Genomic DNA, 20,835 nt, shown 5'->3' on the forward strand with positions numbered 1-20,835 from the left:
GGTCAAGGCATGCGGGGCAGTTCGCCCTCATGGGTACCGAGGCCGGATACAGGGGGCGAATGGTGACCAGCGACGGCGGACCGGCACGGTGCGTTCGCCGAGTACGTGGCGGTTCCCGCCGGCGTGGTGCACCGACTGCCGGATCGGCTGTCGTTCCGGGCCGGAGCCCGGCGTCACCTACAGCGCCAACTGAAGTAGCACAACGCCAACCGCCCCACGGATTGCCGGAGGCCATATCGCCGACGGCTCGCGGGGCTCGGGCAAACGAGTCCCCGCCGAGGGTGTTCCGGCCTCGGGGCACCGCGGGAGGGGTCAGACGCCGAACGCGGCGGGGTACCGGATGGTGCCGGCGGGGACCGTGCGGGTGTTGTCGAGGGCCAGGGCCATCATGGCCTCGTCCGGTACCTCGAAGGGTGCGCGGATATCGAAGCGGGAGGCCGGCGTGAAGCCGAACCGCGGGTAGTAGTCGGCGTGTCCCAGGACGAGGACGAGGTTTTCGGCCATGGCCCGGGCGGCGTCGAGTGCCGCGCGGATGGCGGCGGAACCGGCGCCGGTGCGCTGGGCCGAAGGCAGCACCGCGCAGGGTGCCAGGGCGAGGGCGGGTGCGCCGTCGACGTGACAGCGGGTGAGCAGCGCATAGCCGGTCGCGGTGCCGTCCTCGGGGGCCGCGGCGACCATGGACAGTCCGTCGATCCACGCCTTCGGGTCGGCGCGCAGGGCGTCGACGATGTCGGCCTCCAGGGCGGTGGGAAAGGCCGCGAGGAGGATGTCACGGATGGCGGGGATGTCCTCGGAGGTCTCGGAACCGACGGTCCAGGTGTTCATGGTGGTCATGCTTCCGTTCTCGGTGGCGTCGGGGGTGGGGTCGTGGGGGGTGTAGACGGTATCGAGAAGACGCCGGCCCCGGACGACGTGGGCCACACGAGATCGCCATGACGGGTAGCCCTGGAAGCGCCTCCGCGTGGTAGGTGACCCGGGCGCCGGTCGTGCTCACACCGCCCTCGGTGCCGAAGTGGCCGACCCCTTCGTCGCCACGGCCCGCGTCATGTGCGCAGGGCGGGCAGGACGTGGTGTCGGTAGGCGTCGAAGAAGACCTCGTGTTGTGCCCCGATCTGGCCCACGTAGACCTCGTCGAAGCCCGCCTCGGCGTAGGCCCGCACGGTTCGTACGTGCTCGTTCGCGTCGTCGCCGCAGGTGACGGCGTCGGCGACCATGTCGCGGGTGACGAGTTCGGCGGCCTGCTCGAAGTGGGCGGGCGTGGGCAGGATCTGGGCGAGTTCGCCCGGCAGCAGTTCGCTGGGCCACAGGCGGTGCACCGTGTCGACGGCCTTGTCCCGGTCGGCGTCCCAGCACACCTTGACGCCGCCGATCACCGGCTTGCCGGCGCCGCCGCCGGAGCGGAACGCGCGCACCAGGTCGACGTCGGGGGTCATGGTCACGAAGCCGTCCCCGATCCGCCCGGCGAGTTCGGCCGCGTTCGGCCCGAACCCGGACACGTAGATCGGCAGGGGCGCCCGGGGCGGGGTGTACAGGCGGGCGTTGTCGACCGTGTAGTGCCGACCCCGGTGGTTGACGAGGCGACCGGTGAACAATTCCCGCATGACCTCGACGGCTTCCTCCAGCATGTCGGCCCGTTCCGCGAAGGCGGGCCAGGGGTCGCCGTTGACGTGCTCGTTCAACGCCTCCCCCGTGCCGACGCCGAGCACGAAGCGCCCGCCGAGCAGGACGGCGGAGGTGGCGGCGGCCTGCGCGGTGACGGTGGGATGCAGACGGACGGTGGGGCAGGTGACCAGGGTGGTCACCGGCAGGTCGGTGGCCTGCGACAGCGCGCCGATCATCGACCACACGAACGGGCTGCTGCCCTGGGCGTCGTTCCACGGATGGTAGTGGTCGGAGATGGCCAGTCGGGTGAAGCCCGCGCGCTCGGCCCGCCGGGCCTGGTCGAGCAACTCCTCGGGCGTGAACTCCTCGCAGGACAGGAAATAGCCGTATTCGGTCATCGTCTCGCACTCCCTCGTGGCTGGTCCGACTCTCGGGACGCCGGTACCCGACCACGCTCCGCGAATGCGCCCACACGACTCGACGGGCGAGCGGGTGTTCGTGCACGGGCCGACCGGGGTGCCCATACCGGCTTCGCCCTGGTGGGGTGTTCGCGCGGTGCGGAATGTCGACCCCGACACAGGCACGCGTGGGTTGCGACCCGACGGGCAGAGGTAGCAGCCGATCACGTGTCGTCCCCGACGGAGGTAGCACCCATGCCGGATTCCCTCGGCTCCACAGCCCGTTCGATTCGGCTTCCGCAGTCGAAACCGCCGAGTCGTCGCCGGGCCCGGGCGGTGGATACGGCGCGGGTGTGTGCCGAGGTGTTCGCGCCGATCGTCGCGCAGGGCGTGATCGTGCGCCGGCCGGGCATGCTGAAGCTCGCCGGCCGGTACGACGTCGCACGGCGTGGGAATGCCCTGATGACACGATTGCGCGCCGAGTACGGGCCGGAACCGCTGGAGGTGAACGTCTTCGGGCGGCGCGTCGTACTACCGCTCACCGCCGCGGACGCGCGCGAGGTATTGGAACGGTCACCGAACCCGTTCACTCCCGCCAACAAGGAGAAGACCGCCGCACTCGCGCATTTCGAGCCGCAGGCCTCCCTGATCACGCGCGGCCCCCGGCGCGCCGCACGCCGACGGTTCAGCGAGGACGTCCTGGAGACACCCCAGGCGGCCCACCACCTGTCCGGGGTCTTTCTGGACGTGATCCGGCAGGACATCCGCGCCCTGCTCGCGAACGCGAACGGAAACACGAACGGAAGCACGAACACGAACACGACACTGGACTGGGACACCTTCCACGGTCGGTTCCTGCGGAGCGTACGCCGGATCGTCCTCGGCGAGGGCGCCGCGGACGACACCGCCCTGACCGGACAGCTGGACGCGCTGCGCGCCGACGCCAACTGGGCCTTCGCCCACCGCCGGCGCGGCGGCGTCCACGACCGGTTCACCAGCCGCCTGAACGCCCACCTGGCCCGCGCCGAGCCGGGCAGCCTGGCCGCGTGCGCGGCGAACACCGCGCGCGCCGACGGTGTGGATCCGGCCGGGCAGGTACCACACTGGCTGTTCGCCTACGACGCGGCGGCCATCGCCGCCTACAACGCGCTGACCCTGCTCGCCGCGCATCCCGCATACGCCGACCGCGCCCGGAACGAGCAGGCCCGCCGGGACCCGGCGGACCCGCAGGGCATCGCCGCCGCACAGGAACTGCGCGCGTGCGTACTGGAGTCGCTCCGCCTGTGGCCGACAACGCTGGTGATCCTGCGCGACGCCACGCACGGCGACCGGCTCGCCCCCGGAGGCGCGGCGGTGGCCGTGATCAGCTCCTTCTTCCATCGGGACGCGCAAACCCTGGAGTTCGCCGACCGTTTCGCCCCCGAGGCGTGGTCGAACGGCCTGGCCGAACCGGCCCGCGGCATCGTCCCCTTCAGCGCCGGGCCGGCGGCCTGCCCGGGACGCAACCTGGTGCTGTTCACGGTGAGCGCCGTACTGGACACCGTACTGCGGGAAACAACCGAACTGCGTCCGGCCGGCCACACCGCGCTCGACCCCGGCCGCCCGCTGCCGCACACGTGGAATCACACCGAGGTACGGCTCACGGCAGGCCGCTGACCCGATCGCGCCGTCGGCCGAGCGCGGGCAGTGGGCCCGCTCCGATCATTCCGGCGGCGCGGACAGGGGGCGGGCGTCGAGGGCTCGGGCGACGCCGACCAGGTTGGCGGCCATCGCGCGGCCGGTCTTGTGGGCCCAGGCGTGCCCCCGGTCGTCGTCGAGGTAGTCGGCCCCCGGTCCGGGGCCCAGATGCCAGTAGGTCCATGCCTGACCGGGAATCGTGTACCCGATGTCGCCGAGGGCGCCGGTGATTTCGCTGATGACGTGGTGGGCGCCGTCCTCGTTGCCGGTCACCACCACGCCCGCGACGCGGTTGTACGCGATCGGTACGCCGTCGTCGTCGGTCTGCGCGATCAGCGCGTCCAGGCGTTCCAGGACGCGCTGCGCGACCGAGGAGGGTCGCCCCAGCCAGGTCGGCGACGCCACCACGAGGATCCGCGCGGCGAGGACCTTTTCCAGGATCGGCGGCCACTGGTCTCCGGGACCCATGTCCGATTCCACGCCGGGTTTGATGTCGAAGTCCACGGCCCGGACCTCGTCCACCTCCACGCCGTGTCCGCGGAGCGCGTCGAGCACCACGGACGCGAGGGCGTGGGTGTTGGAATCCTGCGGGGACGGCTTCAGGGTGCAATTGATCACGAGTGCGCGCATTCCGAACCGGTACCCGGTGCACGGCAATCCATGGCGCTTTTGATCAAGCGCCTGGCGAGCCGGCGGCCACGGTCTCCCCACCGGCCGCATCCGGGCGCCCTGGCGCCCCGGGTGCGGCTGCGCGGGTCGACGTGACGGCGCAGCGTCGGCAATCCCCGGACGGCGGTACGGGCCACGCGTTTCGGGCCGGGCCGGCCGGGCAACGGCAGTGCGTTCGCCGTTGACGAATCCCCGGTGCGACGCTTCGTCGGGTCGCGACCGAATGCCCGGCGCCGGGCACCAGGGAGGCAGACGTGACACGCAGGGATCGCATCGCCGAACCGTGGGGAGCCCGCACTCCGTACGGGCCGGGGCAAACCTGGCCGACTCGCGTCGACTCCTTCCTCGCCGAGGGCGTCACCGCGGACGGCGTCGACCGCTGGGTGCCGAGCGCCTCGATCCTGCACTCCAACGGCGACGCGATGGACATCGCCGTCAAGGACGGCCGGATCGTGGGGGTGCGCGGGCGGGCCGGCGACCGGGTCAACCACGGACGGTTGGGGCCGAAGGATCTGTTCGGCTGGCAGGCCAACGGCTCGGTCGACCGGCTGACCCGCCCGCTGGTGCGCTCGGGCGGGCGTCTGGTGGAGTGCGACTGGGACACCGCGATGGACACGATCGTTCGGCGCACCCGCGAACTTCTCGCCGAACAGGGCCCCAGCGCGCTGGGTTTCTACACCACCGGTCAACTCTTCGCCGAGGAGTACTACACACTCGGTGTGATCGCCCGCGGCGGCTTGGGCACCAATCACCTGGACGGCAACACCCGGTTGTGCACGGCCACGGCGGCGGCCGCCCTGAAGGAGTCCTTCGGCTGCGACGGCCAGCCCGGTTCCTACACCGACATCGACCACGCCGACACGATCGCCCTGTTCGGCCACAACATGGCCGAGACCCAGACCGTGCTGTGGGCGCGGGTACTGGATCGCCTGGCGGGTCCCGACGCGCCCCGCATCGTGTGCGTCGACCCCCGGCCCACACCGGTCGCACGCGCCGCCACCGTCCACTTGGCGCCACGCCCGGGCACCAACGTCGCGCTGATGAACGCGCTGCTGCACGAGGTACTCGACAACGACTGGATCGATCACGACTACCTCGACGCACACGCGGTCGGCTTCGACCAGTTGGAAAAGCGCGTCGCCGAGTATCCGCCCGAACTCGTCGCGCGGATCTGCGATGTCCCCGCGGAGCGCATCCGCTCCGCCGCCGAGATCCTCGGCACCGCCGACCGACTGGTGTCCACGGTCTTGCAGGGCTTCTACCAATCCCACCAGGCCACGGCGGCGTCCGTACAGGTGAACAACCTGCACCTGGTCCGAGGCATGCTCGGCAGGCCCGGATGCGGCGTCCTGCAGATGAACGGCCAACCCAGCGCGCAGAACACCCGGGAATGCGGCGCCGACGGCGATCTGCCGGGATTTCGCAACTGGGCCAACGACGCGCACGTGGCCGATCTCGCGCGACTGTGGAACGTCGAGCCGCAACGGATTCCGCACTACGCGCCGCCCACCCACGCGATGCAGATGTTGCGCTACGTCGAGGAAGGCTCGATCCGGCTGCTGTGGGTCAGCGGCACCAATCCCGCCGTGTCCCTGCCCGAACTCGCGCGCGTACGATCGGTGTTGGCTCAGGACCGCTTGTTTCTTGTGGTGCAGGACCTCTTCCTCACCGAGACCGCGGACCTCGCCGACGTCGTCCTGCCGGCCGCGACCTGGGGCGAGAAGACCGGCACGTTCACCAACGCCGACCGCACCGTCCATCTCTCCGAGAAAGCCGTCGACCCGCCCGGAGCGGCGCGCCCCGACCTCGACATCTTCCTCGACTACGCCCGACGCCTGGAACTGGCCGACAAGGACGGGCGACCCCTGATCACCTGGCACGATCCCGAGTCGGCGTTCGAGGCGTGGAAGGAATGCAGCCGGGGCCGCCCGTGCGACTACACCGGCATCGACTACGCCATGCTCCGCGAGCGCGGCGGCGTCCAGTGGCCGTGCACCGACGAACACCCGCACGGCACCGAACGCCTCTACGTCAACGGCGAGTTCCGAAGCGCCCCGGACGACTGCGAAAGCTACGGACGCGACCTGAGCACGGGCGCGCCGGTCGAGCCGGTGGAATACCGAGCCCTGAATCCTTCCGGGAAAGCGGTGATCAAGGCGGCGGAATACCTGCCGCCCCACGAACAACCCGACGACGACCACCCGTATTCGCTGATCACCGGACGCACTCTCTACCACTTCCACACCCGCACCAAGACCGCCCGCGCGCCCCAACTCCGGGACGCCGCTCCCCGGGTCTGGGTGGAGTTGTCCCCTCACGACGCGTCCGCCGAGGACATCCACGAAGGCGACTCGGTCGAGATCCGCACGCCGCGCGGCACCGTTCGCGCCGCCGCACGCGTCACCGACATCCGTCGGGGGGTGATCTTCCTGCCGTTCCACTACGGCTACTGGGACACCGAGACCCACACCGAACCGGGCACCGACGGCGGTCGGGCGGCCAACGAACTCACCCCCACCGACTGGGATCCCGCCTCCAAACAACCGATCTTCAAAACCGCCGCCGCCGCGCTGCGTCGGATCGCGCGGGGCACCGGCCCGGCCCCCGCCCCCACCGTCGGCGCCTGCGCTCCGGTCGGGCCCGATGTCGCCCCCACCCGAGGAGGACGTGCGGCCGAGGCGGAGGAGGATCCCGAATCCGGAATCGAGGAGAGGCAGCCGTGAGGATCGGCCTCGTGTTGCGCGAACTCCAGCACGACGAGCAGAAGTTGGCGTACGAGCTGCTGCGCGCGTCCGAACGCCACCGCGTCGACCACGAGATCCACCACCTCGGCCGCGACCTGGCCCGCTGGTCCCAGCGCCACGTCCGGGACATTGCCGACATCGGCGACCGATTCGGCGTCGATCTCGATCCGCGGCCCACCGGCGAACCCGCCCTGTCGAAGCTGGTCCGGGAGAAGGCGGGCGGGTTGGTCGGCCGGCACACCGACGCGAGCCTGCTGATGCTGCGCGACCTGCGCGGGATCCACGTCCAGGCGTCCGGGGTGTCCGTCGACTGGGTGATGATCGCCCAAGCCGCCCAGGCACTCCGGGACACCGAACTGTTGGACCTCGCCCAACGCTGCCACCCCGACACGTTGCGGCAACTGCGCTGGGCCAACGCCAAACTCGAGGAATCCTGCACCCAGATCCTCGTCACCTGACCCCACCCGCGCGAACCCCCGCCGGGGCGGCATCGGGCGACGCCGGTGCGGGTCACCGCAGTTGCCGCCGGCCGCGCCTTCGGCGACGAGAGCCGCCGGTCAGCCGCCGAAGCGCAGGCGGAAATCGGACAGCGACAGCGACATCAGGGGACGACGGCCGGACAGGAAGGCCAAGGGGCCGTCGGGCGGGAAATCCCAGCGGGCGGAGGCGACCCACAGGTCGGCGTGCATCCGGGCACGGCTCGTTTTGGGCCGGCCGTCGAGGGTCTGGACGATGCGGCCGGTGAGGGACCACCGTCCGGGTATCCGCATGCGTGGGGTGAACCGGGCGCGGGCGATGTGGTGTGTGGTTTTCGCCGTCGCGTTCACCCGTGCGTTCGTATCCCGCCGGATGTCGATGCCGGCCATCTCCTTGGGGATGCCCCACAGCGCGCGGCCACCGTCGCGGGCGACGGGATGGTCCACCCAGATGTCGCTGATGTGGGCCCTCGGACGCGGCCCTTCGCGCACCGGCGACACGACGAGGAGTTCGCGGTATGCGAGCACACCCCCGGGCTCGTAGACGACCCACGCCACCCCGACCGGGTATCGTCCCGCAATCACGACCGGCCGGATCCCCGTCGGCAAAACGGCGGAGAACCTGCGCCTGGGAACGGCGAACAGCGACAGGTGGAGATGCCCGCGCAGTTCCCACGGCTCGGGGGGATGGACCGTCATGCGCAGTCCCCTCTCATCACGAATGGACGGCCGAACCCGCGCCCTCGAACAACACACGCGGGCCGAGCACCGTCACCGGTACCCGTCCACCGTGCCATCGTCACCCACGCGGACTCGGCGCCTGCGGCGGATCCACGACCCGATCGGCGTAGCCCGAGGCGTCGCGCGGACCGCCCACACCGCTCGGCATGCACCTCGATCGATGCGCAGGGCCACGGCCAGGTGTCTCGCGGGATGCGAGCGCGAGGATCCGAGGTCGGGGCGCCGTGTCGCCGAGAATTGCTGATTTGTCTGTGTTTACCTTGACTTGTCCCTTGTGTTCACTCGGTCGATCGGGCAACGTGACACGGCGGCGCCCTGCCGGGTGTCGACGTGTATGGGCCCGTTCCCGCCGGTCGCGTGGCGCCGGACGCCGCCCATCCACCCCCGAACAAAGGTGTGGGTGGGCCTCGATGTGGAAGGGATCCGTGCACGGCCCCGCCCCGGGCCCGCAGCGCCCGCCCATACCCAGGGCCCCCGGCGTCCGACGCACCCCCGTTCGGAGGCCCGTTCCACCATGACCGCCCCTCACACCAAATCTCCCGACGCCCTCGCCCGTCTGCGCGCGAAGACCGACGCCGACCTCACCCGCCTCGCGACCCTGGAGCCGGGCACCCACGCCCACGCCGCGCTGCGCAACGAGATCGTCGAGGACAATCTCAACCTCGCCATCGGCGCCTGCACCCGCTACGCACACCGCGCCGACCTGAGAGAAGACCTGCGCCAGGTCGCCGCGATCGGGCTGATCAAGGCCGTCGACGGCTACCGCCCCGAACGCAGCACCGACGCCGGATTCCTCTCCTACGCCATCCCCACCATCACCGGCGAACTCAAACGCTACTTCCGCGACCACACCTGGGCCGTCCACGTCAACAGGGGCGAACAGGAGCACTACCTGCGTCTCGTGCGCGCCCGCGACGACCTCGGCACCACGCTCGGCCGCCAACCCACCGACGCCGAACTCGCCCGCCGGCTCGACACCGACGAGGACACGGTCCGCACCGGGTTGGCGGCGGGCGCGGCGCTGCGGACGGATTCCCTGGACGCGCCCGCCCCCGAGACCGAGCGCGGCGCCGAGCGCGGCTCGCGGCTCGACCGACGAGGCGCTCCCGACCCCGGACTCGACCTGGTCGTCGACCGCGAATCGCTGCGCCCGCTGATCGCCGGACTCGGCGAGCGCGATCAGCGGGTCCTCAAGCTGCGGTTCTGGGACGACCTCACCCAGTCCGAGATCGGCGACGTGCTGGGCCTGTCCCAGATGCACGTCTCCCGCCTGCTGACGCGCGCCTTCACCACCCTGCGAGCGGGCATGCTCGCCACCACGTGATCCGCACACCCGTACACCCCCTCCGCGTCCTTCACACGGCCCGCAGCCGGCAAAGCGCCCCGGTGTTCGAAGGGGCACCGCCCCCGGACGGAGGCCGGTCGCGGGCGGCTCGGGGCCATGGCGGAAGATGGCGGCATGCCGCTCAGTGCGTACGAGGTCGACCTGTTCGAGAGCTCCAGGGGCCGGTTGGAGGCCATCGCCTACCGACTCCTGGGGTCCGCGGGCGACGCCGAGGACGCGGTGCAGGACACCTATCTGCGGTGGCACGCGGCGGACCGGTCGCACATCGAGAAGCCCGTGGCATGGCTGACGAAGGTGCTGACCAACCTGTGCCTCAACCAGCTCACATCGGCGCGCGCCCGGCGCGAGACGTACATCGGCCAGTGGCTCCCGGAGCCGCTCCTGGCGGGAGACCCGATGCTGGGTCCGGCCGACACGTTCGAGCAGCGCGAGTCGGTGTCCATCGCGCTCCTGACCCTCATGGAGCGCCTGTCGCCCAATGAGCGCGTGGTGTACGTGCTGCGCGAGGCATTCGGGTACGCGCATCGCGAGATCGCCGAGATGCTCGACCTCACCGAGTCGAACTGCCAGCAGATCCACCGGCGCGCCCGGCAACACGTCGCCTCCGAGCGAACCCGGACCGAAGTCGACGCGGTCACCGCGGCGCGAATCGTCGAACAGTTCCTGGCCGCGGCTCTCAGCGGCGACACCGAGCCGCTGATCCGCCTGCTCGCCGACGACGCGGTCACCGTGCCCGACGGCGGCGGCCGGATCGCGGCCCGCCGGACGCCGGTCCACGGCGCGCTCGCCATCGCCCGCTACCTACGCGGACTGTTCCGGCCGAACGAGCACAAGCGGGCCCTCATCGGCGGCGCGCCCGCCTTCCACGCCGACCTCGTCAACGGTGCCCCGTCCGTCCTGATCGAGGTCGACGGCCGGATCGTCGGCATCCTCTCCCTCGATGTGACCCCGGACGGCATCTCGGCCATCCACGTCCTGGTCAACCCCGACAAGCTGCGGCACATCACCGGCACATGGGCCGCCACCGGCCCCCACGCGCCGCTCGCCGTGGAGTGGTGACCCAGGTCACATTCGAATTCCGTCAGGGATCGCGCGGCTGTCCGGTTCAGGAGGTGCAAGCAACCGGAGCCGGACAGGAGCACCCCATGAACCGCACCAGCCGTACCAGCACCAAGCACCGCGTCGTCGTCCTCGGAGCGGGGTACGCGGGCGCCATCACCGCCGGCCGCCTCGCCAAGCGCGTGCACGGCGACGACGTCGAGATCACCCTGGTCAACGCCGAACCCGACTTCGTCGAACGTATCCGCCTGCACCAACTCGCCGCAGGCCAGGACCTCCCCCGTCGCCCCCTGCGGGACATCTACGCGAACACCGACGTGCGCGTCCGCATAGCGCGGGTCGCCTCCGTCGACGCGGACCGCAAGACCGTCGAACTCATCGACGAGAACGGCACCGAGTCCCTCGGCTACGACACCCTCGTGTACGCCCTCGGCAGCACCGCCGCCGCGAGCGAGGTCCCCGGTGTCGCCGAGTACGCCCACAGCGTCTCCGGCCGGCAGGGCGCACTGCGCCTGCGAGCGCGCCTGGCCGAAGCGGCCCCCGACACCACCGTGTTGATCGTGGGCGGCGGCCTGACCGGCATCGAGGCGGCCGCCGAAATCGCCGAGGCGTACCCGACGTTGCGCGTCGCGCTCGCCACCCGAGCAGGCCTGGGCGACTGGCTGGGCGAGAAGGCCCGGCACCATCTGCGCGGCGCGTTCGCCCGGTTCGGCATCACGGTCCACGAGGACACCGACGTCACCGCCGTCGAGGAGGACCACGTCCTGACCCGCTCCGGCGAGAGGATCCCGGCCCGAATCACCGTGTGGGCCAACGGATTCGCCGTACACCCGATCGCGGCCGCCGGCACCCTCGACGTCACCGACACCGGTCGGATCGTCGTCGACGCGACGCTGCGCTCGGTCTCCCACCCCGACGTCTACGCGGTGGGCGACGCCGCCTACGCGATCGGCGCGGGCGGCAAGCCGCTGCGCATGTCCTGCGCCGCGGCGAACCCCATGGCCTGGCTCGCCGCCGACGGCCTCGCCGCCCGCCTGACCGGCCGCAAGGCCCCGCAGACCGAGATCGGCTACAGGTTCCAGTGCATCAGCCTCGGCCGCCACGACGCGATCGTCCAGCACGTCACCCCCGACGACCGGCCCAAGCCCAAGGCGATGACCGGCCGAAACGCCGCTCGCTTCAAGGAGATGATCTGCTCCGCCACCACATGGAGCCTCGGCCACCCGACCAACCTCATGCCGTCCCGCCGCCACCGCGTCACAACCCCCACCACAACACACCCCGAACCCGCCACCGCATAACCCACCACGAGGCCTCCGCCTCCCAGGATGTCTGCTCCGCGACGCTGCCCCATCGTGGCGGGGCGGGCCGGCTTCCGGAACGGCCCACCCCGACGGCACGCCGGCTCGGTCTCGCATTCGTACACATCGCGTCGGGCGGCGCGCCGACCGCCGTGGGACAGGCCCGTCGCCGGCGCGGCTCGAACATGGTGTGAAGGATGCGGTCGCGGAGTTTGGGGCGGAGCGGGCGTCGGTAGGGAAGCCGGTACGCACCTGCCACGAACACGGGAGAGACCTGCCGATGAGCACGTCGGAGCGCTACATGCGCGCCTGGGAGGGCTTTTGGGCCGAGAACACGGGCGAGCCGGGCGAGGCGTTCTGGGACGCGGACGCGGCGCTGACGGCGGCTCCGCACATCGAGTTGTTCGCGGCCCACGTCGATCCGACCCTGCCGATCGTCGACCTCGGCTGCGGCAACGGCACCCAGACCCGGTACCTGGCCGGGCGGTTTCCCCGCGCGATGGGCGTGGACCTGTCTCCGTCGGCCGTGGCACACGCCCGCCGGGCGGACCGCGACGCGGTGGCCGAGTTCGAACAACTGGATCTCACCGAACCGGCAGGCGTGCGCGGGCTCCGCGACCGGCTCGGCGAGGCGAACGTCTACCTGCGGGCCGTGCTCCACCAGAGCGATCCGGCCGACCGGGCAGCGGTCGCGGCGGCCGTCGCCCTGCTGCTCGGCAGGCGCGGACGGGGCTTCGTGGTCGAGCCGACCGCCGCTGCGAAGGAGGTGCTCCAAAAGGTCGCCGAACGGCCCGGAGGGGCACCGGAGAAGCTTCGCCGGGTTCGCGAACACGACCTGCGCCCGGCCGAGGTCGCCCCGGGGGAACTGCCCGACCTGCTGCGCGGCGCCGGACTGGAGATCCTCGACCGGGGCCGGACCGACCTCGTCATGAGTGAGCGCCATCCGGACCTCAGCCCCGTCGTGCTGCCTGCCGAATGGTTCGTGGTCGCCGTGGCCGAAGGCACCCGGTCGGTCGGCTGAGCGGGGCGGGCGGCTCCGCCCCGCAGCCGTCGACCTCCGCCCGTCAGGACCACCTCGAGAACCGGTCGTGTGCCGTGCCGGCCGTCCGTGACGGTGCCGGCCTCGATCGGGAGGTCGGGCGAGTCGTCCATGCCGCCTTCACCGCGGTCGGAAGCATCGGCGCGGCGCACCCGTTCCCTACGTGCCGTCCACGATCGACCGGACGTTGTCGATGGCTCCGCAGTCGGCCTCGAGGTACTTGCCGCGGGCCCGGACAAACGCGGTGCCCAGTTCCTCGCGGCGGCCCATCGCGACATTCTCCCGGGCGCCGTTGAGGATGGTGCGCTCCTCCTCGTCGGCATGGTGGGTGACCTTTTCGACCAGTTCCTCCAGCTTCTCGTCCCACTCGTCCGAGCCGACCCGGTCGACTTCGAGCAGGGCGAGAAGCGCCCTGTTGCCTTCTTCGTGTTCCTCCTCGCCGTGTTCGACTTCTTCGTCGTCGATGTGCTTGTAGCGCTTGAGCGCCGGGTAGACCTCGGCTTCCTCCGCGAGACCGTGCGCGATGAGCAGGTCGGCGAACTCGGCCAGGGCGGCGGCCCGGTCGGCTTCGACGCTGCGCATGCGCCGGAAGAGGTCTTCCATCCGCCGATGGTCTTCGAGAATCAGTTCGACGACGTCGCTCTTGACGGCCACGATGGGTTCCTTACCTTGCGGACGGGTTGATCCCGGTCACTCGTTGAGACAACGCAGGACTACCCGCCGAGGCGTGGCACATGCGGGGCGAATCCGGGGCGGAATCGCTTCCGAGCAGGCTGTCGCCGGGGGTGGATATGCTCCCGGCGGTGTGCCGGTCGGTGTCGGTGTCGGTTTTGCTTTCGGGGGTGTGATGAAGCGCTGGGCTGCTCGTGGTGCGGTTGCTGTCGTGGGGATACTGGCCCTGGCCGGGTGCTCCGACTCGGACGAGGCCAAGAAGGTGAGGATCGGGGAGACCGCGACTGTCGACGCCGACAAGGGTGGAAAGATCGACGTCACCGTCGTCGCGGTGGAGGCGGGCTCCGACGCCGACCTCGCCACTTTGGCGAACCCCGCGAAGTACGTCGGGAAGACGCCGTATTACCTGCGCTACCGCCTCACCAAGACCGGGGACAAGGGCGACAGCAGCACGAAGTTCGTGGTGTCCGCCGGGGATCATCGGCTCACCTCGCTGCACGTGGCTCCGTCCTTCGAGCATTCGGTGAATCCCGACGATGCGAAGAACCCGGTGTCCGTCGATGTTCGTACTTTCGAGAAGTGCACCGACAAGGGGCAGATGAGCATCGACGACTTCGCGAAGGCGCCGAAGGGGACGACGTACCAGGGCTGCACCATCTATCTCTCGAACGCGGGAGAGGGTGCCCCGTCCAGGGTCGAATGGGTGCCGGACAAGGACGCCGTCGTCGTCTGGAAGTAACCGACACGAGCGGCACGGCCCATCCCGGACACACCGCGGTGGAGGCCGTAACGCCACCCGCTCCCACCGGTCGTCCGAAGGGGCGGGTCCGGGCGCGGCCCGGACCCGCCCCTCACGGTGATCAGGCCTTCGTCGTGGACCCGCCGTCGGACGACGCATCGGACTTGCCGTCGGCACCGCCCTTGCCGCCCTGGTTCAACATGCCGCCGAGTGCGCTCAGGTTGCCGGCGCCGCCGGTCACGGCCGGTGCCACCTTGCCGGCGGCGTCGACCGCGATCCGGGCCATCTTCTGCAGGTGTTCGGTGGCGGTCTTCATGGCTTCCTGGGCACGTTCGCCGGCGGCCTTGTCGTTGCCGGCGGCGGCTTCGATGCCCTTCGTGAGCACCTGGCTCATGGTGTTGAGGCCGCTCATGTCGCGGAACAGGTTCGCGGTGGTGATGGCCTGCGCCGCTTGCAGGGCAACCGGGTCGGGCATCGCCGCGAGCGGCGTGAACTTCGCCTGGGAGGCGCCCATGCCGGCCGCCGTGGTGTCGGGGTCCTTCGCTCGCGTCCCGGTGGAGACCGGCGCGATGTCGGCCGGGGTGATCTGGATGGGCGAGTCCTTCCAGTTCCAGAAACGGGTGAGGTCGATCTTCTCGGCCGAGTTGGCCCGGCCGAGTACCGCCTCGGCGAAGACGCCCTTGGTGGCGATGGCGATGGTGTTGGTCACCGGTGCCCCGAACGTGTTGTCACCGGGCTGGCGGGCCTTGGTCCAGTCCTGTCGTTCCTGCTCGCTGCCGAAGTTCCAGCGGAACCCGAGGTAGTTGCCGGTGGCGGCGATCGGCTTCGGGTCGAGCAGCGTGCCGAGCAGGACCGGCGCGGCGTTCGAACCCGCCGGTGTGTAGGAGTAGTTGGCGAGAATGCGGCTGAGCGTCAACTCGTCGGCGTTGGCCCACACGGCCTGGCTGTAGTGCCGGCGGTTGTCGTTCAGGTGGTCCAGGACCGCCTGCGGTACGTTCCCGCCGCGCACGTGGAAACCGAGCGACGCGAGGTAGGTGCGGGTGCCGGACTTCACCGTGGAGCCGAACAGCCCGCAGATGGCCGCGCCGCCGGCGTCGGCGGTCAGGTCCGGCGCGACGGTGGTGGTCGTGGCGATCCCGAAGTTGGCCACGCCCGAGGTCATCGTCAGGCGCAGCCCGGCGAGGCTGCCGCGGGCGGCGGTACCGAACCAGGCGTCGACGGAGAGCAGCTTGTCGCCGCCCGCGAAGGTATGGGACGCGCGCTGCTGCACGCCGGAGCCGCCGGTGTCGCCGCACCGGAAGGTGTGGCCGGGGAAGACCACCTGAACGCTGCGGATTCCGAACTCGTCGTGCCAGACGTCGATCTTGGACGCGTAGGGAGAGTCGGCCTTCGAGGGGACGTCGAAGGGTATCGGCGCCTCCCGCGCCGCGGTGAGCAGCCGAAGGACGTGGCCGGTGGTCAACAGCGCCCAGTAGTCCCCACCGGTGGAGGAGACGACATCCAGGATCCCGGGGACTCCGGAGAAGTACTTGGGAGCGGTCCAGGTTGTCGCACCGGCCTCCACCACGAGGGCCTTGCCGTCGGCGGTGACACCCCAGAGTGTGCCGTCGAGGCCGGCGGACAGGCGCTTCACGTTCGGCGCCGGGGTCCGCTCGGTCCAGCCGGTGCCGCCGCGCTCGAAGGTCCGGCCGTCTCGGCAGTACCACACCTTGTCCCGGCCGACGACGGCGACGTCGTCGGCCTGGACGCCCATGTTGTCGATTGTGCCGTCCGCGGCACGCCGGCCGAGTGAGCTGTCCATGCCGACGACGTAGAGCGTGCCGTCCTGGCCGCATGCGAGGGACGTGGCCCGCCAGGTCTGCGGGTGGTTTCGCCAGACGGTCCCGTCGAAGTGCACGAGCATGTTGTCGGTCCCGAGCGCCCACACGGTGTCCCTGCCCGGTGCGATGCGGGCCAGGTCGCCGTTCAGTCCGCTGGTGGGCAGCGGATTCCACTGCCGGCCCACCGGATCGAACCGGACCGGGCTGCCGTCGTATCTGCGCACCCCGTACACACCCATGGCCGAAGCGGCGATGTCGACCAGATCGACCCCGTCGAAGACCTGGCCGGTCGACGGCGCCTCTGGTGCCGTACACGCGTCGAGCTTGCGCACGGCGGTGTCGAACGGGTTCGCGGCCCGGATCTTCGCCGCCCAGTCGGCCGGCGCCACCGACGCGAGCACCTCCTTGTACCGCTGCAGGCTGGTGTAGTTGAAGTTGAGTTCCTGCAGCGGGATGAACAGACAACGTTCCAGCTTGGTCGGCTTGGTCGTCACGTTGTAGACCTGAACGACCTCGTAGTACTGCACCGACATCGCGTGCATGTGGTTGTAGTTGGTGACGACCCGGGTGAGGACCTGCTCCTTCTCCAACTGCGTCGTCTCGCGCACGACCGTCATGTTCCGGCTGCGGGCCGAGGTCGCCAGTTGCTGCGTCCGCGCGCTGATGCGCTGCGTCGCCTCCTCCGCGACCGACTTCACGCCGGTCGAGCGCGACACCGCGGTCGCGAATCCCGAGTTCGACGACTCGCCCCAGTTGCCGCCGCCGCCGATGCCGAAGATCGCGACGCCGATGCTGCCGCCGGAGCTGGACGACTTGCTGGAGTGGGACGCCTGGGACGTGCCGAACTGCTCCTCGCGGGCGATCGCGTTCGCGACTTCGCTGATCGACCGGTTCTGGTCGGTGGTACCGGACAGGGACTCGGCCTCGGAAGCCGCCTCGGTGCCGGTGGCCTTGGTGGTGCGCTGCCAGTCCACGACCGCGACCTTGGTGCTCTCGCCGGGCGCGAGCGCGAGGCTGTGCAGCAGCCGGCCGAGCGTGACGCCCTGGGCCGACCAGCTCTGCTCCGTCGTGACGATCATGCCCTCGGCCGGGCGGTCGTAGAACGGCAGGTTCTCCTCGCCGAGGTCGATGGCGCCGGTCAACTTTCGCCCCGGTTTGGCTCCGGGGATGTCGGTGAGCACCACCGAGCGGTATCGAACGATCTCCACCGGGTAGTTGCCGGTGGTCGGAAGCAGGTCCTTCGGCGTCGCGCCGTCGAGCATGGCCTTGTCCACTTCGAATTTCGGCGTCGTGCTCGTCGAAGTCGTGGTGCTTGCCGGGGTGTTGGCAGATGTTCCGGTGCTCGGGTTGGTCATCACGGTTCCCGTCTGCGAAGGGAGCGAGGAAGAGGCCGACATGGCCGCCAGAACATGGAGCGCCTGACCCGCCGGCGAAGGACGCCCACCGGATCGCTCGAAAAGCTACACATCCTGATCAGAACAAAGGCACACTTTGCAGAACTTGGCCGGATTCAGTACCCGGACAGCGCCGGGGTCAAAGACCGGATTTCGACCGCCCGCCCGGACACGATCCGTACGGGATCACGGACGCAGTCGCAACCTGGGCACGCCCCGCAGGCGGCCGGCCCGAACCGGCTCGGCATCGTGTTGCACCACGAGGAGTCCCGGTTTGCCCCATCGGGCGAGGATCGGCTGCCCGGGGCGCAGAAAACGCACTCGTACCGGCGCCGTCGCCTCGTCCTGCACGGCGCGGCGCGTGGCCGGGTCCGGAGTGCGTGCGATCGACGTTTCGGCGGCCACCATGTCGCGGGGGACGGAGGAACGGGTGCCGTCCGTGGCCGCGTTCGCGTCGGGAAGCGGGGCACCCGTGAACCACAGCGTGGGCCCCGCCCGGCCCAGGCCCGCGAGCAGCGCGAGGTCTCGCATCGCCGTGCCCGATCCCTCGGCCTCGAAGTCGCGTCCCCCGGCGATCGCCCGGAACGCCTCCTGTTCCAGGTCGGTCGCCCGATCGCGCTTCAACGCGTGCAGCGCGGGGGCCCACTCCAGCGCGGTCGCCGCCCCGCCCGGCATCGGCCACCGTGGATAGCACGGGAGGGGCCACACATACGACAGGTCGGCAGGCAGATCCGGGCCGAATTGCCGCCGGTAGTACTCCTCGTCCTTGGCCACCAGTTTCGAGCGATGGCTGATGTGCAGGGCTTCGTCGCCCAACCACGGCGGGAGCATGCCGTCACGGTACAAACGGGGCCGGTGCGGGACGCGACCGGCGGTGAAGTCGAGCAGTTGCGCGGCAACCGTGTCCCGAAACCCCCGGCGGGTCCATTCGGAGCACATCGCAAGGCCGTAGCAGACCAGTGCGGGAACGAACCCTCGCCACATCGCCACCGCCGGATGATGCTTCCAACCATAGGTCGGCCACACCAGCGCCCGCAGGATCTGGAAGGTCTCCACCCGCTGCTTGCCGAGCCTGCGGTCGTCGAGTGATCGCGCGGTCGCCTCGAAGCCGGGGTCGGGCAGGAACGTCTGCACATCGGCTCCTTCGTGCGGATCGAGTCCGATCGGCCGTCCGGCCCGGCACTGCCATGGCCTACCGGATGCCCGTGGACGCACGCTCCGAACCACTTCGACGGCTTCGGCCGGGACGACCCCGGCCGAAGCCCGCGCGCGGTGGTCACTTCTCGAGTTCGGTCTCGGCTCCGTCCAGGATTCCGGTACCCCGCTGGGCGGCTTCGTCGATGACCGCGATTTCGGGGTGGTGAAGGTCGAACGCCGGGGATTCCGAGCGCACCCGGGGCTGTCGGATGAAGTTGTGCCGCGGCGGTGGGCAGGCGGTGGCCCACTCCAGGGAGCGGCCGTAGCCCCATGGGTCGTCCACGATCACCGTGCGGCCGTACCTGTGGGTCTTCCACACGTTGTACAGGAACGGCAGCGTGGACAGCCCGAGCAGGAACGAGCCGATGCTGGAAATCGTGTGCAGCGCGGTGAAGCCGTCGGCGTCGAGGTAGTCGGCGTAGCGGCGGGGCATGCCTTCCGCGCCGAGCCAGTGTTGCACGAGGAAGGTGGTGTGGAAGCCGACGAACAGGGTCCAGAAGTGGATCTTGCCGAGTCGTTCGTCGAGCATCTTCCCGGTGAATTTGGGCCACCAGAAGTGGAATCCGGCGAACATCGCGAAGACGACCGTGCCGAAGACGACGTAGTGGAAGTGGGCGACGACGAAGTAGGTGTCGGTGACGTGGAAGTCGAGCGGGGGCGAGGCGAGGATGACGCCGGTGAGGCCGCCGAACAGGAAGGTGACCAGGAAGCCGATGGACCACAGCATGGGTGTCTCGAAGGAGAGGGACCCGTGCCACATGGTGCCGATCCAGTTGAAGAACTTCACGCCCGTGGGCACCGCGATCAGGAAGGTCATGAAGGAGAAGAACGGCAGTGTGACGGCGCCGGTGGGGAACATGTGGTGGGCCCACACGGTGACCGAGAGGCCGGCGATGGCGATCGTGGCGGCGATCAGACCCTTGTAGCCGAACACGGGGTTGCGGGAGAAGACGGGCAGGATCTCGGTGACGATGCCGAAGAACGGCAGCGCGATGATGTAGACCTCGGGATGCCCGAAGAACCAGAACAGGTGCTGCCACAACAGGGCGCCGCCGTTGGCCGGGTCGAAGACGTGGGTGCCGAATTTGCGGTCGGCCTCCAGGGCGAACAGGGCCGCCGCCAGGACCGGGAAAGCCATGATCACCAGGACCGACGTGAGCAGCACGTTCCAGCAGAAGATGGGCAGGCGGAACATCGTCATCCCGGGCGTGCGCATGCAGATGATCGTGGTGATGAAGTTGACCGCGCCCAGGATGGTGCCGAAGCCGGACATGGCCAACCCCATGATCCACATGTCACCGCCGATCGAGGGCGAGCGCACCACTCCGCTGAGGGGGGTATAGGCGAACCAGCCGAAGTCGGCGGCGCCCTGGGGAGTGACGAAGCCGGCGACCGCGATCAGGGAGCCGAACAGGTACAGCCAGTACGCGAGCATGTTCAACCGCGGGAACGCCACGTCGGGCGCGCCGATCTGCAGCGGCATGATCCAGTTCGTGAAGCCGGCGAACAGGGGCGTGGCGAACATCAGCAGCATGATCGCGCCGTGCATGGTGAACGCCTGGTTGTACTGCTCGTTCGACAGGAACTGGGTTCCGGGACGGGCCAGTTCGAGCCGGATTGCCAGCGCGAGCACGCCGCCGAAGAGGAAGAAGAGAAACGAGGTGACGAAGTAGAGGTTGCCGATCGTCTTGTGATCGGTGGTGGTCATCCACTTCACCACGATCGTGCCTCGACGCGCCGAGCGCGGAACCGTCGCCGCCGGCATGGCGTTCGGGCTCAGCGCCCGGATATCGGTCATGTACGACTCCATGGATCGGGGTTGTCGGCCGAAGACCGCCGCGTCGGGACGACGTCGCGGTGAGCGCGCGCCACGTACCCCCGAACCGGCCCCACACACGGCCACGGGCCCGGGTTCATCCGAACGGCCCTGGACCCTGCCACGGACGCGTCAAGGCCCTTCCG

Annotated in this window: 17 protein-coding genes; 9 read left to right on the forward strand and 8 right to left on the reverse strand. The window is 70.1% G+C overall.

Annotated features, from left to right (window positions below):
• Positions 1-312 precede the first annotated feature (312 nt).
• Both B4N89_RS00800 and B4N89_RS00805 read right to left on the reverse strand, forming a co-directional pair.
• On the reverse strand, positions 313-825 hold the full coding sequence (locus B4N89_RS00800; RefSeq protein ID WP_078979022.1) for a GNAT family N-acetyltransferase: 513 nt from the start codon (positions 823-825) through the stop codon (positions 313-315).
• A gap of 218 nt (positions 826-1,043) precedes the next feature.
• Positions 1,044-2,000 (reverse strand): TIGR03557 family F420-dependent LLM class oxidoreductase, encoded by a 957-nt coding sequence (locus B4N89_RS00805; RefSeq protein ID WP_078973941.1) that lies wholly within the window; start codon positions 1,998-2,000, stop codon positions 1,044-1,046.
• Positions 2,001-2,351: 351 nt separating this feature from the next.
• On the opposite strand from B4N89_RS00805, the gene B4N89_RS00810 reads away from it, so the two are divergent.
• Positions 2,352-3,656 (forward strand): cytochrome P450, encoded by a 1,305-nt coding sequence (locus B4N89_RS00810; protein WP_201260767.1) that lies wholly within the window; start codon positions 2,352-2,354, stop codon positions 3,654-3,656.
• A gap of 45 nt (positions 3,657-3,701) precedes the next feature.
• Here the strand turns inward: B4N89_RS00810 and B4N89_RS00815 are convergent, their stop codons facing one another.
• Positions 3,702-4,307 carry a flavodoxin family protein gene (locus tag B4N89_RS00815; RefSeq protein ID WP_078973943.1) on the reverse strand — a complete coding sequence of 202 codons (606 nt, stop codon included), beginning with the start codon at positions 4,305-4,307 and terminating at the stop codon, positions 3,702-3,704.
• A gap of 293 nt (positions 4,308-4,600) precedes the next feature.
• On the opposite strand from B4N89_RS00815, the gene B4N89_RS00820 reads away from it, so the two are divergent.
• Both B4N89_RS00820 and B4N89_RS00825 read left to right on the forward strand, forming a co-directional pair.
• Entirely contained in the window at positions 4,601-7,069 is a 2,469-nt protein-coding gene (locus B4N89_RS00820; protein WP_078973944.1) for a molybdopterin oxidoreductase family protein, read from the forward strand.
• Positions 7,066-7,548: a hypothetical protein gene (locus tag B4N89_RS00825; RefSeq protein ID WP_078973945.1), complete on the forward strand. Its 483-nt coding sequence runs from the start codon at positions 7,066-7,068 to the stop codon at positions 7,546-7,548. Before B4N89_RS00820 ends, B4N89_RS00825 begins: the two co-directional genes overlap by 4 nt.
• Positions 7,549-7,647: 99 nt before the next feature.
• Here B4N89_RS00825 and B4N89_RS00830 read toward each other — a convergent pair whose 3' ends face one another.
• A complete protein-coding gene (locus B4N89_RS00830; protein ID WP_078973946.1) occupies positions 7,648-8,265 on the reverse strand; it encodes an acetoacetate decarboxylase family protein in 618 nt (205 codons plus the stop codon).
• A gap of 556 nt (positions 8,266-8,821) precedes the next feature.
• On the opposite strand from B4N89_RS00830, the gene B4N89_RS00835 reads away from it, so the two are divergent.
• From B4N89_RS00835 to B4N89_RS00850, 4 genes are all read left to right on the forward strand, one after another.
• A complete protein-coding gene (locus B4N89_RS00835) occupies positions 8,822-9,631 on the forward strand; it encodes a sigma-70 family RNA polymerase sigma factor (RefSeq protein ID WP_161500578.1) in 810 nt (269 codons plus the stop codon).
• Between the two features lie 135 nt (positions 9,632-9,766).
• The gene (gene sigJ / locus B4N89_RS00840) at positions 9,767-10,711 is read left to right on the forward strand and encodes an RNA polymerase sigma factor SigJ (RefSeq protein WP_078973948.1); all 945 of its coding nucleotides are present in this window, start codon (positions 9,767-9,769) and stop codon (positions 10,709-10,711) included.
• Positions 10,712-10,797: 86 nt separating this feature from the next.
• On the forward strand, positions 10,798-12,012 hold the full coding sequence (locus B4N89_RS00845) for an NAD(P)/FAD-dependent oxidoreductase (protein ID WP_078973949.1): 1,215 nt from the start codon (positions 10,798-10,800) through the stop codon (positions 12,010-12,012).
• Positions 12,013-12,292: 280 nt separating this feature from the next.
• Complete coding sequence (locus B4N89_RS00850; protein ID WP_078973950.1) at positions 12,293-13,033, forward strand: class I SAM-dependent methyltransferase; 741 nt, start codon at positions 12,293-12,295, stop codon at positions 13,031-13,033.
• Positions 13,034-13,210: 177 nt separating this feature from the next.
• Here B4N89_RS00850 and B4N89_RS00855 read toward each other — a convergent pair whose 3' ends face one another.
• Positions 13,211-13,705 carry a hemerythrin domain-containing protein gene (locus B4N89_RS00855; RefSeq protein WP_078973951.1) on the reverse strand — a complete coding sequence of 165 codons (495 nt, stop codon included), beginning with the start codon at positions 13,703-13,705 and terminating at the stop codon, positions 13,211-13,213.
• A gap of 151 nt (positions 13,706-13,856) precedes the next feature.
• Between B4N89_RS00855 and B4N89_RS00860 the strand changes: the two genes are divergently transcribed.
• Positions 13,857-14,462 (forward strand): hypothetical protein, encoded by a 606-nt coding sequence (locus B4N89_RS00860; protein WP_143657794.1) that lies wholly within the window; start codon positions 13,857-13,859, stop codon positions 14,460-14,462.
• A 121-nt stretch (positions 14,463-14,583) separates the two neighbouring features.
• On the opposite strand, the gene B4N89_RS51120 is transcribed toward B4N89_RS00860, so the two are convergent.
• On the reverse strand, positions 14,584-17,556 hold the full coding sequence (locus tag B4N89_RS51120) for a hypothetical protein (protein ID WP_235618415.1): 2,973 nt from the start codon (positions 17,554-17,556) through the stop codon (positions 14,584-14,586).
• On the opposite strand from B4N89_RS51120, the gene B4N89_RS50605 reads away from it, so the two are divergent.
• Complete coding sequence (locus tag B4N89_RS50605) at positions 17,549-17,704, forward strand: hypothetical protein (RefSeq protein WP_201261028.1); 156 nt, start codon at positions 17,549-17,551, stop codon at positions 17,702-17,704. The genes B4N89_RS51120 and B4N89_RS50605 overlap by 8 nt on opposite strands.
• A gap of 158 nt (positions 17,705-17,862) precedes the next feature.
• On the opposite strand, the gene B4N89_RS52940 is transcribed toward B4N89_RS50605, so the two are convergent.
• The gene (locus B4N89_RS52940) at positions 17,863-18,810 is read right to left on the reverse strand and encodes an MSMEG_6728 family protein (protein WP_201260768.1); all 948 of its coding nucleotides are present in this window, start codon (positions 18,808-18,810) and stop codon (positions 17,863-17,865) included.
• Between the two features lie 142 nt (positions 18,811-18,952).
• Entirely contained in the window at positions 18,953-20,638 is a 1,686-nt protein-coding gene (ctaD, locus tag B4N89_RS00875) for a cytochrome c oxidase subunit I (protein WP_235618866.1), read from the reverse strand.
• Positions 20,639-20,835 lie beyond the last annotated feature (197 nt).

The organism is Embleya scabrispora (genome assembly GCF_002024165.1).
In the GTDB taxonomy this organism is placed as follows: domain Bacteria; phylum Actinomycetota; class Actinomycetes; order Streptomycetales; family Streptomycetaceae; genus Embleya; species Embleya scabrispora_A.

What these genes read in the sequence shown, in the direction of transcription:
- B4N89_RS00800 (WP_078979022.1), bottom strand. Translation starts at nt 825, where the DNA reads ATGAACACCTGGACCGTCGGTTCCGAGACCTCCGAGGACATCCCCGCC.
- B4N89_RS00805 (WP_078973941.1), bottom strand. Translation starts at nt 2,000, where the DNA reads ATGACCGAATACGGCTATTTCCTGTCCTGCGAGGAGTTCACGCCCGAG.
- B4N89_RS00815 (WP_078973943.1), bottom strand. Translation starts at nt 4,307, where the DNA reads ATGCGCGCACTCGTGATCAATTGCACCCTGAAGCCGTCCCCGCAGGAT.
- B4N89_RS00830 (WP_078973946.1), bottom strand. Translation starts at nt 8,265, where the DNA reads ATGACGGTCCATCCCCCCGAGCCGTGGGAACTGCGCGGGCATCTCCAC.
- B4N89_RS00835 (WP_161500578.1), top strand. Translation starts at nt 8,822, where the DNA reads ATGACCGCCCCTCACACCAAATCTCCCGACGCCCTCGCCCGTCTGCGC.
- sigJ (WP_078973948.1), top strand. Translation starts at nt 9,767, where the DNA reads ATGCCGCTCAGTGCGTACGAGGTCGACCTGTTCGAGAGCTCCAGGGGC.
- B4N89_RS00845 (WP_078973949.1), top strand. Translation starts at nt 10,798, where the DNA reads ATGAACCGCACCAGCCGTACCAGCACCAAGCACCGCGTCGTCGTCCTC.
- B4N89_RS00850 (WP_078973950.1), top strand. Translation starts at nt 12,293, where the DNA reads ATGAGCACGTCGGAGCGCTACATGCGCGCCTGGGAGGGCTTTTGGGCC.
- ctaD (WP_235618866.1), bottom strand. Translation starts at nt 20,638, where the DNA reads ATGCCGGCGGCGACGGTTCCGCGCTCGGCGCGTCGAGGCACGATCGTG.